The following is a 14,669-nucleotide window of genomic DNA, read 5'->3' as shown; positions in this document are numbered from 1 at the left end:
GTTCAGCGCCGAGCCGACCGGCTGAGCCGGGCGTACCGCATCCCATGCCGTGCCGACGGCTTCGCCAACCCGCAGGGCGGCGGCGCGGGCCACCCTGATCGGCAGCCCGGACACCCGACTGGCCAGCTCTACGTAAGCGGGGAAGTCCAGACCGGCGATCACTGCGTCCGTGAACGCTTCCGCGGCACGCGCCAAAGCGGCTCTACGCTGTGCGACGGGCAGTGGGCGCGTTCTGCGTTGTGCACTGATGGCGCGCGAAACGTAGAGGGGCGGAACGAGGCTGAGCTCGGCGATCGGTTCTCCGGCGACGGTCGTGATAGCTTCACGATTGCGCGTCCGGTACGGCCCGCCCGGGCCAAGCGCATCGATGGATATCAGATCCGTTGCAGCACTTTTCCGCTCGGGCGTCATAGTCAGTACACGCCTTCGATGACGGCTTCCCCCTCGAAGAGGGTCACCGGTCGCACCGCGCTGACCGAATCACCGATTTGTGTTGCCGGCCCGGGCATCCGGATCGCCATATCGCGTTCAAGATTGTTCGGTATGAACATTCCCTTGCTGACGTGGTTCATCACCAGCTGACCCAACTCTCCGTATGGCACTTGCTCTCCGGTCTCCGGGTCGACCACCCACAAGACGACGTAGGGCGAGCGGGGATCGAAGACGAAGGTCCCGGAGTCGTCGGCTATGCGGGTGACGGCCTGCGAAAGGACCATGGTGCTGCCGAAAGCCATCGTGATGGTGGTGTCCGGGAAGATGTCGCGCAGCAGGTCCAGTGTGTCGGCGTCCACATGCGCGCCGCTGAGCAGCAGATAACGGATCTTGTCATTAACCAGATCCACCACCCGGTCATTGCGGGCGATCGCTTCGAGCAGTGGCGGAGTGGTGTGCATGTTGGCCACGTTCTGGGTCTGCAGAACGAACACCGCCTGCTCGATCAGGTGATCGATGTAGGCCGCCACCTCCGCGGCCGCATTGCGGGCGGCGATCTTCTTCACCCAGCGCGGATCGATGTCGACTCCGTGGAAGACCGAGCCGAGTTGCCCGGCGACCATGCGGGAGAAATAGCCGACCCCGTGCGGTCCGCTGGGCATCAGGCACAGGAAACCGTGGCCCGGCAGGAACCCGCCGGTGGCGAAGTCCTCAGTCTGCCACTGGATGACTTGTGCGATCCAATCTGGCAGTTGCGCAGTTCTTTTCGGCGCACCGGTGGTGCCACCGGATTCGAATACCTGCGGTATCGGGCGCGGCGATCCGTACCCGCGCGGGACGAGGTCCTCGACCGGGACGTTGCGCAGCTCGTTGACCAGGTTGGGAAACAATCGCAGATCGGTGAAGGTGTTGACATCGGTCAACGGGTTGAAGGCCAGGGTTTCGGCGATGCGCAACCAGAACGGCGAGCCGGTGTCCTGGCCGAAATGCCAGGCGATTGCGGCGCGCAGATAGGCCTCGGGATTCTCAACCGGTGCGGCTCTCGGCACATCCAGCAGAGCGAAGTCCGGCGAGTCTGGAGACGAGGCCATAACACCGATCCTGTCGCATGGCGGACCGGATGAACAATCGACACCTTCTTGGCTTCGCGGGTTTCACTGGGTTTTCAGCGAGACGCAAGCTCCTGGAAATAGTCTCTGAGCGTTCGCGGTTCGCGGCCGAGGATCGCCCGCAACACCAGTGAGTTGCCGCCAGGCAGGCCATGCCGGTCGTAGTGGGTCATCATCCGCGTCATGCCGTCGCGGAACGGTCCTTCCGGCAGCTGTGACGCGAACTCGTCCAGCGGTGTCTGCACCACGGTGATCGGGCGTCCGAGAACCTCGCTGAGGATCGCGGCGACGTCATGGCTGTCCTGGTTCCCCGGAGCACACAATTCGAAAGTGCCGTAACTCAGCTCGTTGCCGGTCAGCGCCAGTGCGGCGACCTCGGCCACATCGCGGTAGTCCACCGAACACATCTTCACCGTCAGCGAGTGCGGCTGCGCCAACCGGCCGTGCTCGACGACATCGTGCCAGGACCGTTCGAAGTTCTGCATGAACCGCGCCGGCTGCAGCACCGTGAAGTCCAACTCCGAGCTGTATAGCGCGTTTTCGACGGGCAACTTGGCGGCGGCATGATTGGTCATCGCTGAGATCGACGGGTGAATCACACCGGAGAACACGAACTTCCGCACACCGGCAGCTCGAGCGGCATCAACCATCGCCACGCCCATCTGGGCCTCCCTCGCCGAATGCGCCGGCCCGATGTGAAAGACGCCGTCGACTCCCGCGACCGCCGGGGCCAGGCTCGCCGGTTCGGTCAGGTCACCGATGACCGTTTCGTCGGCGCCGTTGTCGCGCGCCACTTTCGCGCGCTCTTCGTTACGCACCAAAGCCCGCACTGAAACACCACGGTCCAGCAACGCGCGCAGTACCCACTGGGCGTGACGCCCTGTCGCGCCGACCATCAAAACGCGCATTGAAACTCTTCCCGTTCTTCTTTGGGCCCCTGATCAGTTCTTAGCCGGCTGATTCAGCCTGCTGATCATCTGTTCATTGAAGGCGGGGTGAATCTCGTCGTACACACCCTCGCGTTCGGCGTTGCGGAACCGCCTCGCGCGCTCGACGACGATCTCCTTGGCCTGCGGTCCGCTATGCAGCAGGGTCATTGTCTCGGCGACGTACTCGTCGAGTGGCATCGCTGTCGGATCGAACCCCCGCTCACCCTGAAGGGCGGTCTGTACCTGCGGCGGCACGATCTCGATCACCTGGATCGACGTCTTTCGAAGCTGGAACCGCAAAGACTCAGTGTAGGAGTGCATCGCCGCCTTGGTGGCGCAATACGTCGGTGTGAGCGCGCTCGGCATGAACCCCAGACCGGAGGTGACGTTGAGCATCGCGGGGTGCGGTTTGTCGAGCAACGCCGGCAACAGCGCCGCGGTGAGCCGGATCGGGCCCAGCAGATTGATCGCGACCGTCTGCTCCGCTGCGCTCACGTCGCCGATGAGGAGGTCCTCGGGACGCTGGATGCCGGCGTTGTTGATCAGCACGTTGAAATCGGGATACCGGTCAGTCAGTTCGGCCGCGAACCTCGAGATATCGTCCGCGTCGCCCTGGTCCAGCGTCAGGTACTCGATTCCCGGGTTGGCCTTTGCCACCTCCTGCAGCGGCTCTCGCCGACGGCCGGCGATCACGACGCGATTACCCAACCGGTGGAAGGATTCGGCCAGACCACGGCCGATGCCGGTGCCGCCGCCGGTCACCAAGACGGTGTTGCCCGTCAACTGCATGAGGTTCTCCTGTCAACCATTGCTTTCCGCGTGGGAGCGGCTACCCGCTCAGCCAGGCGCGTATGCCCGCCCGGTTTAACCGCGTCGTGTCGTTGTGTGTGACGAACATCATTGGATGTCAACCTTCTTGCGAACGCTAAAGCTCGTTATACTGGCTAATAATTAGATAGGCTTTACGTCTGGAGGAAACACATGCCACGTACAGACAACGACACATGGGATTTGGCGACCAGCGTGGGCGCCACGGCGACGATGGTAGCCGCGGCGCGGGCGATCGCCACCAATGAAGAGGATGCGCTGATCGACGACCCGTTCGCCGAACCACTCGTCCGAGCAGTAGGCGTGGATTTCTTCAACCGTTGGATCAACGGACAGTTGGCCGCCGCCGACGTCGACGAGCACGACTCCGGCTGGAAGCTCGCGCACATGCCCGACGCGATGGCTGCCCGCACCCGATTCTTCGACACCTTCTTCCGGGAGGCGACGGAGGCCGGGATTCGTCAGGCGGTGATCCTGGCGTCCGGCCTGGACGCCCGCGCCTACCGGTTGGCCTGGCCCGCCGGGATGACGATTTTCGAGATTGACCAGCCATCGGTCATCGAGTTCAAGACGGCCACTTTGGCCCAACTCGGGGCGGCGCCGACCGCCGAGCGGCGCGCACTAGCCGTCGACCTGCGAGACGACTGGCCGAAAGCACTGCTCGATGCAGGTTTCGACACCAACCGGCCGACCGCCTGGATCGCTGAGGGATTGCTCGGATACCTCCCGCCGGAAGCTCAGGACCGCCTGCTGGACAACATCACCGCGCTCAGCGCCGACGGCAGCCGGCTCGCCAGCGAAGCGGTGCCCGACATGTCGCAGGTCAGCATTGACGAAGCCCGCGAGATGATGCGCGAGGCCACTGCCAAGTGGCGGGCACATGGCCTCGAATTGGACTTTGCCGACCTCGGCTACCAAGGCGAGCGCAACGACGTGGCCGACTACCTTGAAAGGCAAGGCTGGCAGTCGACCGGCGTGCGGATGAGTCAGCTGTTCGCCGACAACGGATTGACGGCGCTTCCGCAGATCACGGACTCCGTGTCGGTGGCCGACACGATTTACTACACCTCCGTGCTGAAAAAGGGGTAACCGGGGACGATGCCGACTGTGCCGAGACGAGGGCTCAACGACGCCGTCACACGATTCTGGAGTTTCGCTGCGCCCGCCTACAACCTGCCGATTCTGCAACAGTGGGTGTACCGCCCGGCCCATGACGAGGTGATCGCACGACTGCGCGCGAACCGTTCCCGCCGGATCGCCGACATAGCCTGCGGCACCGGCATTCTGGCTGACCGGATTCAGCGGGAATTGCAGCCTGAGGAGATCTACGGCGTGGACATGTCGCACGGCATGCTCAACCAAGCTCGGGCCAGATCTACACGGGTGCAGTGGTTATCCGGACCGGCCGAACACCTGCCCTTCGACGACGGAGCGCTAGATGCCGTCGTGACGACGTCGGCGTTTCACTTCTTCAACCAGGCAGCGGCTCTGCGGGAGTTCAGCCGCGTGCTCTCCCCCGGTGGGCTAGTGGCGGTTACGGCCCTCAGCGCGCGGCAACGGTGGCTCCAGGGCCCGGTCGCCAGCAAGTGGAAGCCGGCACACCACGCGTCGCCGGCGGAGCTGCGCAGATTATTCGAAAGCGCGGAATTAACCATCCGCGAGCAGCACCGCATCCCGCGCCCATTGGCCACCAGGTTCATCCCTGACCTGGTCACCGTCGGGATCAAGGACCGATGACTGAACTAACAGAGAAAGAAGAACGCTTGTGACCGAACGTACGACAACGTTGCCGCCGGCGCTGCACCGGGCTTTGGACTTGCTCTCGGATCCGCCGCCGGTGCCCGACTTCAGCAAGGGCTACCTCGATCTTCTGGGAGCTGAGCCGGTCGAGAGCTCCGCAGTACCGAAGAACACCGGTGCCATCCAGGCATTGTGGGCTTCGCCGATCGGTTCGCTGCTCTACGACAACGCCCAAGCGCTGTCCCGGCGGGTGTTCACCGCTTGGCAGCATCCCCAGGAGTGGTTGAACATCCCACCCGGCGGGGTCGCGCTCGACGTCGGCAGTGGTCCGGGCAGCGTGACTGCAGCACTTGCCGAGGCCGCCGCCCCGGACGGCCTCGCCATTGGCGTCGACATCTCCGAACCGATGCTGGCCCGCGCAGTCCGCAATCACGCCGGGCCGCGTACCGGGTTCGTGCGAACGGACGCTCAGCGACTTCCGCTGCGCGGCGAGACGGTTGATGCGGTGGTCTCGATCGCTGTTTTGCAGCTGATCCCTGATCCGGCGGCGACGCTGGCAGAGATAGCCCGAGTGTTGCGCCCGGGCGGGCGGCTGGCCCTGATGGTCCCCACCGCAGGTGCTGCCGGTCCGATATGGAAACTCCTGCCGAACACCGGTGCGCATTTCTTCGGTGACGATGAAATCGCCGACATTTTGGAAGATCACGGCTTCGTCAGCGTACGGACGAAAAACTTCGGCACGATTCAATGGGTTCGCGCCAAACGAGGGTGATCAGGCCCGTGAGCCGTGGTACTTCACTGAGTTGGAACACATCCGTCGGGATTGACGGTCGGACGATCTGACGGACTTGTGGTCCGTAAGCCGATTTTCGGCTCACGCGAGCGCGACGGCGTGGCGCGGCTCGGCTGTGGGGCCGCATCGCCGAAGGCCATCCGTCGGTCGGCCAACGTCGAGGGTTACCAGGACTGCTGCGGCACGTGGGTTTCGCCGAGGCCGACGCCTGGCCGATCGTCTGGCTGAAAACCGACAAACTCGACTACATCGTCGAAGTCGCGCGCAAGCGTAATCCGGCCCCCCACACACGATCGTCAGACGTTCTGGGGATTGGCACATATCGCTTCAACGTTTTCTGTACGGTGGGCCGGGATGGGGGAGCTCAGCCGCGAGGGCTTAGTCGCGCGAGCCGGAGCGGCGCGGCAGGTCCCGCCGGCCCGCGTTGAGGGGGTTGCCGATGAGCAAGCGCGGTGATCGAGCCATCGTCTGTGGCGCAGGTGTCGGAGGCCTGCTCGCCGCTCGGGTGCTTTCAGAGTTCTACGGCACCGTGACGGTGGTCGAACGGGATAAGTTGTCCGACGCGGTCGCGCCTCGGCGCGGAGTCCCGCAAGGACGACACTTTCACGTGCTCTGGAGTCGCGGGTCGCGGGAGTTAGGCGAACTGTTTCCCGGCCTGCACGACGAACTCGTCGCCGCGGGCGCAACGGTGTGCGATGACGGCAGCCTCGCACAGGTGTCCATCCGAGTGGCCGGTCACGAATACAACAGGACGGGCAAGTTCAGCGATCCCTCGTCGGTGGTCATCCATTTGCTCAGTCGACCGCTGCTGGAATCGCAGATTAGGCGACGAGTCGCCGCTACCGCCAATGTCGAGTTCCTGGACGGCCACGATCTGGTGGAGCCGATCGCCGCCCAGCCGCAGCAGGTCACCGGTGCGCTGGTGGTGAACCGCGACAGCGGAGTCGAGCAAACGTTGGATGCCGATCTGGTGGTCGACGCCATGGGCCGCAGCGCACGCACCCCAGCCTTCCTCGACCAGATGGGTTACGGCAGGCCACCCGTGGAGCGCTCACAGGCGAACGCCAGTTACTCCAGCCAATTGATGCGGATCCCGGTCGGGGTGATCGCCGAGAAGATGACATTCGTCATTCCAGAAGCGGAGCGACAGACCGGCGGAGCGTTCTCGGTCTACGAGCATGACACCTGGATTTTCACCGTTGCACGCTTGGCCGGAACGGAACCACCGGACAATCTCGCCGAAATGCTGTTGCTGGCAGAAAAATTCGCGCCGCCTGCGGTGGTGCACGCGCTGCAACAGGGCGAACCCGTCGGCGAAGTGGCAGTGTTCCGGTACCCGGGCGGTACGTGGCGACGATACGACAAGATGTCGCGTTTTCCGGCTGGATTTCTGGTGTTCGGTGATGCGATCGCCAGCACCAATCCCATTTACGGCCAGGGCATGACGGTGGCCGCACTCGAGGCCGCGTCGCTGCGGGAGTGCCTGTCGGAGTCAAACGGCGACTTGAGCCGGCGATTCTTCGATGCCGCCGCCCAGCATGTCGGTCCGCTCTGGGCGTCCAATCAGTTCAATGACATCTACATGGCCAACGGCAATGGTCAGCAATCGATACCCAAAGAGCTTTTGGACTTCCGCGAGGAAGTGCTGGCAGCCGCTGAGCACAGTCCCGCGCTTACCGAGAAATTGTTCCGGGCCATGAACCTCATCGACCCGCCAACTGACTACAGCCCGCTGCTCCGGTGATGGACACTATGCGGACTCCGCGGAAAGCAGCATCAGAAGACTTCTACGCAACGCGCTGAGTCGCTGCCGGCCCAGCAGTTCTTCCCATCGCTTCTCCAAACCAATTGCGGCCGAACGCATTTCGGAGAGTACCCGTCGACCGCGAGGTGTGAGCTCGATAATCTGCGCGCGGGCATCGGCGGGGTCGGGCAGCCGCGACACAAAGCCGTGTCGCTCCAATGCCGCCACCGCCTGCGCGACCGCCTGTCGGCTCACCGCAAGTCGGTCGGCCAGATCCGATGCATGTAAGCCACCGGTTGCCAACGGCACCAGCACAACCGATTGCGCCGGTCGCAGGCCGTCGAGCCCGGCTGCGGCGAAAGCCGCCGTGAGATAGGGCGCTTCGGAAGCGGCCACCAACTGCACGAGGGCCGGGACGGTGGGGGCCCACTCGGCGTCGAGAACACGTCGCATAAACCCGAGTGTGCCACCGGTCGCCTAAATGACAAGCATCTTGTCAATTGTCACAACAGATGCGACGATGACTCATGGGTTCCGGAAGTAGTCGGCTTCTCAGTGTCGGTCTTCTCGGCCTGGTCGTCTTGCTCAGCGGCTGTCTCGGTGGCGGCCGTCCACTGGGAAGGCAAGGAGGCGACAATATTCCGGTCGGCCAATCCACGCATACCGTCCAGTCGGGCGGGATCAGCAGGACATTTCACCTCTACCGACCGCAGGGTCTGACCGGCGCGGCGCCGATAGTGGTGATGCTGCACGGCGGCTTCGGCAGCGGCGCACAGGCCGAGCGTTCCTACCACTGGGACAGCGCGGCCGACAGTGGCCATTTTCTGGTCGCCTATCCCGACGGTCTGCACCGCGCCTGGAACGCCGGAACGTGTTGCGGTGAGCCACAGAGCGCCGGTGTAGACGACGTCGGCTTCATCACCGCGATGGTCGCGGACGTCGAGAAGCAGATACCGATCGATGCGGCACGTGTCTTCGTCACGGGCATGTCGAACGGAGCGATGATGGCTTTTCGGCTGGGCTGCCAGACCGACGTCTTCACTGCGATCGCTCCGGTGGCGGGCACCCTGTTGACCGAGTGCTCACATGCGCGGCCGACATCGGTTCTGCAGATCCACGGGACTGCCGACGACCGGGTGCCCTACCCCGGCGGACCCGGTAAAGCTTTCGCGGGCAACGGTCGTCCGCGCGTCGACGGCCCCTCCGTGCCGTCGGTGAACGCGACGTGGCGTTCCATCGATAGGTGCGGACCGCCCGCCTCCAGCACCACAGGGGTCGTGACGACCGTGACAGCGTCATGCCCGGACGGCCGCGCCGTTGAGCTGATTACGGTGGCTGACGCCGGCCATCAGTGGCCCGGTGGTACCCGAAGCCCGCTGGTGGAGAAGGTCGGAGGCATACCTGCACCGTCCACGGCGCTCGACGCCACCAGTACGATCTGGCAGTTCTTCACTCAACACCACCGCTGAGAAACATCCGGTCAGCTCCACGTGACTGTCCGCACTCTTGATCAGCGGCCCGGGTCGTGCAACATCCCGTCGATGAGCCGGTGCAGCACCTGCCTGGTCTCGCGCCGGGCGCATTCCGGATCGTCAGCGGTGGCGATGGCCATGGCGGCCTCATCGAGCGCGCCGATCAGAACGTGAGCCAGCGGACGAGTGGGTTGACGAGCCAGCTGCCCTGCCCGGATCGCTTCGACTAGCAACTGTTCGGTCATGCCCAGGCTGTAGCGCTGCGCGACGTCACGAAAACCGGCCCAGCCCAGGACGCTGGGCGCATCCAGCAGGATGAGTTGACGGACCTCGGGATCGCCGGAGACGTCGAGCCAGGCGTCGACTGCGGCCCGGATAGCATCCGCGGGGGTCTGCGCGCCCGACTCGGCCACCGCGGTGGACATCCGTGCCATTACGTCACGTTCAACGGCCTCGACGACCTCGCGGAAAAGCGATGCCTTGTCGGTGAATTGGTGATACATCGCCCCGCGCGTCACCCTGGCCGCGCCGGCGATCTCCGGTGTGCCGACATCGGCGTATCCACGCCGACCCCATAGTTCGCGGGCAGCCCGGACCAGCGCGTCGCGGGTCGCTGCGGAGCGCTCCTCTTGAGTACGTCTCTTGCTTTCCATGCAACCTATTGGTAGAACTAACAAACAGACAGTCTGTTTGTAACATAACCATCCTGAAGGAGTGTCCATGCCGAAGATCGACCTTAGTGCCGGAACCATCCATTACGAAGCAACCGGATCGGAGAACGGCCGGCCGGTCGTCTTCGTGCACGGCTACCTCATGGGCGGCCAACTGTGGCGCCAGGTGAGCGCGCGGCTGGTCGACTCCGGTCTGCGGTGCATCGCCCCCACCTGGCCGCTTGGCGCCCATCCGCAGCCATTGCGGGCCGGGGCAGACCGAACCATCACCGGTGTCGCCCACATCGTCGCCGATGTGCTGGCCGCCCTCGACCTCGAGGACGTAGTGCTGGTCGGCAACGACAGCGGCGGGCTTATCACGCAACTCGCGGCTGTTCACCACCCTGAACGGATCGGCGCGGTTGTGCTCACGAGTTGTGACGCCTTTGAACATTTCCCGCCGCCGATTCTCAAGCCGGTCATCATGGCCGCCAAATCCAAAACAGCGTTCAGGGCCGCAATCCAGGCTCTTCGGCTAGCTGTGGCGCGCAAGCGAGCCTATGACGGCCTGGCGCATCGCAACATCGACGACCTCACCGAGATCTGGGTGCGACCGGCGCTGTCCGATGCTGCGGTCGCCGAAGACTTACGTCAGTTCACCCTGTCGCTGCGCACCGAAGTAGCGACCGGTGTCGCGGCCCGGCTGCCGGAGATCGATGTGCCCGCGCTCGTCGCGTGGTCGGCCGACGACGTGTTCTTCGCCCAAGAAGACGGGCGGCGGCTGGCCTCAGCCATTCCGCACGCGCGTCTTGCGGTAATCCAGGGCTCGCGAACGTTCTCGATGATCGACCGGCCGGACGAACTCGCCGATCTCATGTCGACGATCGCAGTGCGCGCTTAGCGTCCGTGCCACGGTGCGGATGAGGTCTTCGAACAGGTAGTTCTTGTCGCGCGGTCTTATGAGCGGCTAAATCGGACCGTCTAGGACGCGACTCCGGCGGCGGTGTCGCGGTCAGCGGATCGCCGCGGCGCCGGTATCGGCGCCAGACCGAGGTGATCCCGCAATGTGGTGCCGGTGTAGTCGGACCGAAACACGCCGCGTTCCTGCAGCAGCGGCACCACTCGGTCGACGAACGGATCAAGGCCGGCCGGCGTGATGTGCGGCACCAGAATGAATCCGTCGCTGGCATCAGCTTGGACCAAGTCGTTGATCGTGGCGGCGATCCTCTGCGGTGACCCGATGAACGACTGCCTGCCGGTGACCTCGACGATCAACTCCCGAGTACTCAGATGCTCGGCCTCGGCCTTCGCCCGCCAATCGTTGGCGATCGCGATCCGGTCGGAGAACATGCGGACGCTGGCCCGGCCGCGTGACACGGTGTTCTCGCCCTCTTGCGGGTCCACGGTCGGCAGCGGGCCGTCCGGGTCGTGGTCGGACAGGTCACGATTCCACAGTTGCTCGAGGAATTTGATCGCCGTCTGCGGCGAGACTTGCGCCAGCCGCACCGCATGCGCGATTTCGTGTGCTTCGGCGTCGGTGTCACCGATCACGAACGTCGCCGCCGGCAGAATCAGCAGCTCCTCCGGGCGACGCCCGTAGCGGGCGAGCCGGCCCTTGACGTCGGAATAGAACGCCTGACCGGCCTCCAGCGTGCTGTGCCGGGAGAAGATCGCGTCGGCAGCAGAGGCCGCGAAGTCACGGCCCTCGTCGGAGTCACCGGCCTGGAAGATCACCGGCCGGCCCTGCGGGCTTTTCGGTACGTTGAACCGGCCGCGGATGTCGAAATGCGCGTCCTTATGGGCGAACGCGCCGGCGTTCGGGTCGCGCAAGAACACGCCGCTGACCTTGTCCGCGACGATTTCGTCGCCGCGCCACGAGTCGAAAAGCTCGTGCGTCGTCTGCAGAAAGGTTTTCGCCCGCTCGTAGCGCTGATCCTCCGGCACGAATCCGCCCCGGCGAAAGTTCTCGCCGGTGAACGCATCCCACGAGGTGACTACGTTCCAGGCCGCCCGACCGCCGGAGAGATGATCCAGCGAGGCGAACTGCCGAGCCACCTCATAGGGCTCGTTGAATGTCGAGTTGATGGTGCCGGTCAGGCCGAGCCGGTCGGTGACCGCCGCCAGTGCGGCAAGCACGGTGAAGGTGTCCGGACGACCCACTACGTCGAGGTCATAGATCCGGCCGTTCTGCTCACGCAGCCGCAGCCCCTCAGCCAGGAACAAGAAGTCGAATTTGCCCCGCTCGGCCGTCTGGGCGAATTGAGCGAACGAGCTGAACTCGATATGACTGCCGGCCGCCGGGTCACTCCAGACGGTGGTGTTGTTGACCCCCGGAAAGTGCGCGGCCAGGTGAATCTGCTTCAACGGCTTGCTCATCCAAAAGTCCTCGCAGTCAAGTGGTCAGGCGGTCGCGTAACGATTGGCAGCGCGCGGCAATCCCAGCAGCCCGCGTAATGTCTCGGCCTCATAGCCGCCGCGGAATAGCTTTCGGCGGCGCAACTCAGGCACCAAGCCTTTTGTGATCTGGATGAGGTCATGCGGAAGCGCCGCGGGCCGAAGTCGGAAACCTGCCAATCCGGTGGCGTGCCACTCCTGCAGCAGATCTGCCAGCTGCGCTGGTGTACCGACGAAAGTTGCAGCATCACTGCGATATTGCACCCCGGCAAGGTCGTCGAGCCGACGTTGCCGCGTCTGTGCGCCCTGTTCGGTGTCATCCAGGAACACCAGCAGGTCGGCGAAGATGAGTGCGGTGTCGCGGCGGCGGCCGGCCGCCCACTGCAGTGCCGCGATCTCTCCGACGATGCCGTTGGCCTGCGCGGCGTCGCGCGGGGTGATGAAGCCCACGTCGGCGCTGCCGGCGATCAGCTCGTAGGAGGCACCGCCGTGTCCCAGCGCGGCGACGATCGGCTGACCTTGTGGCGGGCGTGGCGTGATCGACGGTCCTTTGACGGAGAACCAGCGCCCTTCGAAGTCGATGTAGTGCAGTTTATCTCGGTCGATGAACCGCCCGGTGGCGACGTCGCGGATCTCGGCGTCGTCCTCCCAGCTGTCCCACAGCCGGCGGAGCACTTCGACGTACTCGGCGGTCTCGGCGAACAATTCACCGATCTGCTGTCGGGCGCCCGGATCATTGACCCCGTCGGACGACCAACGAGGCAGGTCGCGGCGCCCGAAATGGGCTGCCACGTCGTGACGACCGGAGATCTGTACCCGCACCCCGGCTCGGCCGGTACTGACGTAGTCGAGCGTGGCGATCGACTTCGACGCGTGGAACGGCTCGGTGTGCGTGACGTTCACGGTCGGCAGGAAGCCGATGCCTCTCGTGCGCGGCGCGATCCGGGCGGCGACGAGTACCGCGTCCAACCGGCCGCGAACCCGGTCGACCCGGTTGTCGGGCCGGAAGTGATCCTCCGACTGAAGGCCGAGTGAATCCTCTATCGTGACGAAGTCCAGCGCTGCGTGTTCGGCTTCGGCAACCAGGTCGGTCCAGTAGCTCGCGTCGAACAACTCAGCGGGTCGAGCGTCGGGCTCGCGCCAGGCGCCGGGATGCCATCCGGCACCGTCCAACGCGACGGCGAGGTGCACGGGACTCGACGATCCAGGCATAGCAAGTCGCCTTCCTGTCGTATGCGACCACCGAACCGTCCTGGCAACGACGCACCCGGCTCAGATATTTCCGACCACCCCGCGAGCAAGCGGCTTCATTCGGACATAGCGAGCAGCGGCGGCGCGCCGACGATCGAGCGGCTGTCACCGGTCGTGGGGCAGAAACCAGAAGAAGCGCGCGGGCATAGGTCCTCGACGCTAGATCCCGACGCCTGGCGGACAAGTTGCATTCTGCGCGAGTTTAAGCCATCGGTGCGCGACTCAACGAAGTACCTTCCCTGGCGCGCCGCGCACCGCGGCGCCGGCGTCCGACGTGCACCAGACATGATGGCGGTATGACCACCGAAATCCGGGTGCTGCACAGCGAGGGCGATTTGATCGCGGCGGCAAACCTGTTCCGCGCTGCCATGGTCGGGTCCGCACCCTTGTCGAATATGGCGCCCGGTCAGATCAGCACGCTGCTCGAACCCGGCCGAACCGTCGGCGCTTTCGTCGAGGGACAACTCGTCGGCACCGCGGACGCCACGACAAGCGAATTGACACTTCCGGGCGGCTCAGTCGTAGACCACGCCGCCGTGACCCACATCGGGGTACTCCACTCGTTCACTCGCCGAGGGATCGCCACCGAATTGATACACCACCAGTTGCGCGACATCGCCACGCGCGGTGAGGTGGTCGCAACGCTGCGCGCATCGGAGGCGACGATATATGAGCGGTACGGCTATGGCGTAGCGAGTTCGTCGCAGAGCGTCGAAGTGGTCACCGCACGCGCGGCGCTACGGCCCGGTGTCGGGGCCGGCGGTCCGGTGCGCCTGCTGGAGGCGGCTCAAGCGTGGGATGTCCTGCCCCGCATCTACACGGAGAATCGGCCGACTCGGCCGGGAACCGTCGGTCGTCCGCAGGTGTGGTGGCAGGGCGCGCGACGGCGCGCTGAATCATCGCCGGAGCCTTGGTATGTCGCTGTGCACGGTGATCCCGGTTCTGAGTCGGGTTTCATCCGTTACCGCCCCATCGACACCCAAGCATGGTTCGTCAGCGACCAACGCACCATCGTGGTCGAGGATTTCTTCGCACCCACCACCAACGCCTATCTGGGTCTGCTGCGTTTCCTGTTCGGTCTCGATCTCATCGACCGAGTTCTGTTCTGGATGTTGCCTGTCGACGATCCGCTGCCCTGGTTGCTTGTTGATCGGCGGGCCGCGCGGGTAACCGCAGTGCATGACGAAACGTGGCTTCGCGTCGTCGACGCCGAGAAGGTCCTGGCCGCACGCCGATACTTCGGCGACGGGGCCGTCACCGTCGCCGTCATCGACCCGCTGCTGGCGGACAACACCGCGGCCTTCGCCATCACCGGCAGTGGCGCGGA

The 14,669-nt window shown here is 64.7% G+C and carries 14 protein-coding genes and 1 pseudogene; 7 read left to right on the top strand and 8 right to left on the bottom strand.

From position 1 onward, the window contains the following. The 4 genes and pseudogenes from WA317_RS11490 to WA317_RS11475 form a co-directional block, all read right to left on the bottom strand. A pseudogene (locus WA317_RS11490) lies at window positions 1-378 on the bottom strand (aldehyde dehydrogenase); the annotation flags it as partial. A gap of 35 nt (window positions 379-413) precedes the next feature. Continuing rightward, a complete protein-coding gene (locus tag WA317_RS11485) occupies window positions 414-1,523 on the bottom strand; it encodes an AMP-binding protein (protein WP_425173145.1) in 1,110 nt (369 codons plus the stop codon). 74 nt (window positions 1,524-1,597) lie between these two features. Further along, entirely contained in the window at window positions 1,598-2,449 is an 852-nt protein-coding gene (locus WA317_RS11480; protein ID WP_425173144.1) for an NmrA family NAD(P)-binding protein, read from the bottom strand. A gap of 33 nt (window positions 2,450-2,482) precedes the next feature. Then, entirely contained in the window at window positions 2,483-3,259 is a 777-nt protein-coding gene (locus WA317_RS11475) for an SDR family oxidoreductase (RefSeq protein WP_425173143.1), read from the bottom strand. A 192-nt stretch (window positions 3,260-3,451) separates the two neighbouring features. Between WA317_RS11475 and WA317_RS11470 the strand changes: the two genes are divergently transcribed. The 4 genes from WA317_RS11470 (at window position 3,452) to WA317_RS11455 (ending at window position 7,575) form a co-directional block, all read left to right on the top strand. Further along, window positions 3,452-4,387 carry a class I SAM-dependent methyltransferase gene (locus WA317_RS11470; RefSeq protein WP_425173142.1) on the top strand — a complete coding sequence of 312 codons (936 nt, stop codon included), beginning with the start codon at window positions 3,452-3,454 and terminating at the stop codon, window positions 4,385-4,387. A gap of 9 nt (window positions 4,388-4,396) precedes the next feature. Then, window positions 4,397-5,035, top strand: coding sequence for a class I SAM-dependent methyltransferase (locus tag WA317_RS11465; RefSeq protein WP_425173141.1), 639 nt, complete (start codon window positions 4,397-4,399; stop codon window positions 5,033-5,035). Window positions 5,036-5,063: 28 nt separating this feature from the next. Continuing rightward, window positions 5,064-5,810: a methyltransferase domain-containing protein gene (locus WA317_RS11460; RefSeq protein ID WP_425173140.1), complete on the top strand. Its 747-nt coding sequence runs from the start codon at window positions 5,064-5,066 to the stop codon at window positions 5,808-5,810. Between the two features lie 460 nt (window positions 5,811-6,270). After that, window positions 6,271-7,575 (top strand): FAD-dependent oxidoreductase, encoded by a 1,305-nt coding sequence (locus WA317_RS11455; protein ID WP_425173139.1) that lies wholly within the window; start codon window positions 6,271-6,273, stop codon window positions 7,573-7,575. Between the two features lie 6 nt (window positions 7,576-7,581). On the opposite strand, the gene WA317_RS11450 is transcribed toward WA317_RS11455, so the two are convergent. After that, window positions 7,582-8,028: a MarR family winged helix-turn-helix transcriptional regulator gene (locus WA317_RS11450; RefSeq protein WP_425173138.1), complete on the bottom strand. Its 447-nt coding sequence runs from the start codon at window positions 8,026-8,028 to the stop codon at window positions 7,582-7,584. A gap of 74 nt (window positions 8,029-8,102) precedes the next feature. Between WA317_RS11450 and WA317_RS11445 the strand changes: the two genes are divergently transcribed. Beyond that, window positions 8,103-9,044 carry an alpha/beta hydrolase family esterase gene (locus tag WA317_RS11445; RefSeq protein WP_425173137.1) on the top strand — a complete coding sequence of 314 codons (942 nt, stop codon included), beginning with the start codon at window positions 8,103-8,105 and terminating at the stop codon, window positions 9,042-9,044. Window positions 9,045-9,085: 41 nt separating this feature from the next. Here the strand turns inward: WA317_RS11445 and WA317_RS11440 are convergent, their stop codons facing one another. Beyond that, entirely contained in the window at window positions 9,086-9,700 is a 615-nt protein-coding gene (locus tag WA317_RS11440; protein ID WP_425173136.1) for a TetR/AcrR family transcriptional regulator, read from the bottom strand. 67 nt (window positions 9,701-9,767) lie between these two features. On the opposite strand from WA317_RS11440, the gene WA317_RS11435 reads away from it, so the two are divergent. Next, the gene (locus tag WA317_RS11435) at window positions 9,768-10,598 is read left to right on the top strand and encodes an alpha/beta fold hydrolase (RefSeq protein ID WP_425173135.1); all 831 of its coding nucleotides are present in this window, start codon (window positions 9,768-9,770) and stop codon (window positions 10,596-10,598) included. A gap of 80 nt (window positions 10,599-10,678) precedes the next feature. Here the strand turns inward: WA317_RS11435 and WA317_RS11430 are convergent, their stop codons facing one another. Both WA317_RS11430 and WA317_RS11425 read right to left on the bottom strand, forming a co-directional pair. Next, window positions 10,679-12,073: an NtaA/DmoA family FMN-dependent monooxygenase gene (locus tag WA317_RS11430; protein WP_425173134.1), complete on the bottom strand. Its 1,395-nt coding sequence runs from the start codon at window positions 12,071-12,073 to the stop codon at window positions 10,679-10,681. Between the two features lie 24 nt (window positions 12,074-12,097). Beyond that, window positions 12,098-13,303, bottom strand: coding sequence for an LLM class flavin-dependent oxidoreductase (locus WA317_RS11425; protein ID WP_425173133.1), 1,206 nt, complete (start codon window positions 13,301-13,303; stop codon window positions 12,098-12,100). 335 nt (window positions 13,304-13,638) lie between these two features. Here WA317_RS11425 and WA317_RS11420 point away from each other — a divergent pair. Continuing rightward, window positions 13,639-14,669, top strand: a 1,031-nt coding sequence (locus WA317_RS11420; RefSeq protein WP_425173132.1) for a GNAT family N-acetyltransferase, incomplete at its 3' end; no start/stop codon positions are given.

This window comes from Mycobacterium sp., assembly GCF_049802695.1.
Lineage (GTDB): Bacteria > Actinomycetota > Actinomycetes > Mycobacteriales > Mycobacteriaceae > Mycobacterium.
The sequence above is the reverse complement of the archived record's forward strand: the minus strand, read 5'-3'. Positions and strand labels throughout refer to the sequence as shown.

Bases quoted from the DNA above. Each gene is read 5' to 3' on its own strand.
- WA317_RS11485 (WP_425173145.1), bottom strand. From the start codon at position 1,523: ATGGCCTCGTCTCCAGACTCGCCGGACTTCGCTCTGCTGGATGTGCCG.
- WA317_RS11465 (WP_425173141.1), top strand. From the start codon at position 4,397: ATGCCGACTGTGCCGAGACGAGGGCTCAACGACGCCGTCACACGATTC.
- WA317_RS11455 (WP_425173139.1), top strand. From the start codon at position 6,271: ATGAGCAAGCGCGGTGATCGAGCCATCGTCTGTGGCGCAGGTGTCGGA.
- WA317_RS11450 (WP_425173138.1), bottom strand. From the start codon at position 8,028: ATGCGACGTGTTCTCGACGCCGAGTGGGCCCCCACCGTCCCGGCCCTC.
- WA317_RS11435 (WP_425173135.1), top strand. From the start codon at position 9,768: ATGCCGAAGATCGACCTTAGTGCCGGAACCATCCATTACGAAGCAACC.
- WA317_RS11445 (WP_425173137.1), top strand. From the start codon at position 8,103: ATGGGTTCCGGAAGTAGTCGGCTTCTCAGTGTCGGTCTTCTCGGCCTG.
- WA317_RS11480 (WP_425173144.1), bottom strand. From the start codon at position 2,449: ATGCGCGTTTTGATGGTCGGCGCGACAGGGCGTCACGCCCAGTGGGTA.
- WA317_RS11440 (WP_425173136.1), bottom strand. From the start codon at position 9,700: ATGGAAAGCAAGAGACGTACTCAAGAGGAGCGCTCCGCAGCGACCCGC.
- WA317_RS11470 (WP_425173142.1), top strand. From the start codon at position 3,452: ATGCCACGTACAGACAACGACACATGGGATTTGGCGACCAGCGTGGGC.
- WA317_RS11425 (WP_425173133.1), bottom strand. From the start codon at position 13,303: ATGCCTGGATCGTCGAGTCCCGTGCACCTCGCCGTCGCGTTGGACGGT.
- WA317_RS11430 (WP_425173134.1), bottom strand. From the start codon at position 12,073: ATGAGCAAGCCGTTGAAGCAGATTCACCTGGCCGCGCACTTTCCGGGG.
- WA317_RS11475 (WP_425173143.1), bottom strand. From the start codon at position 3,259: ATGCAGTTGACGGGCAACACCGTCTTGGTGACCGGCGGCGGCACCGGC.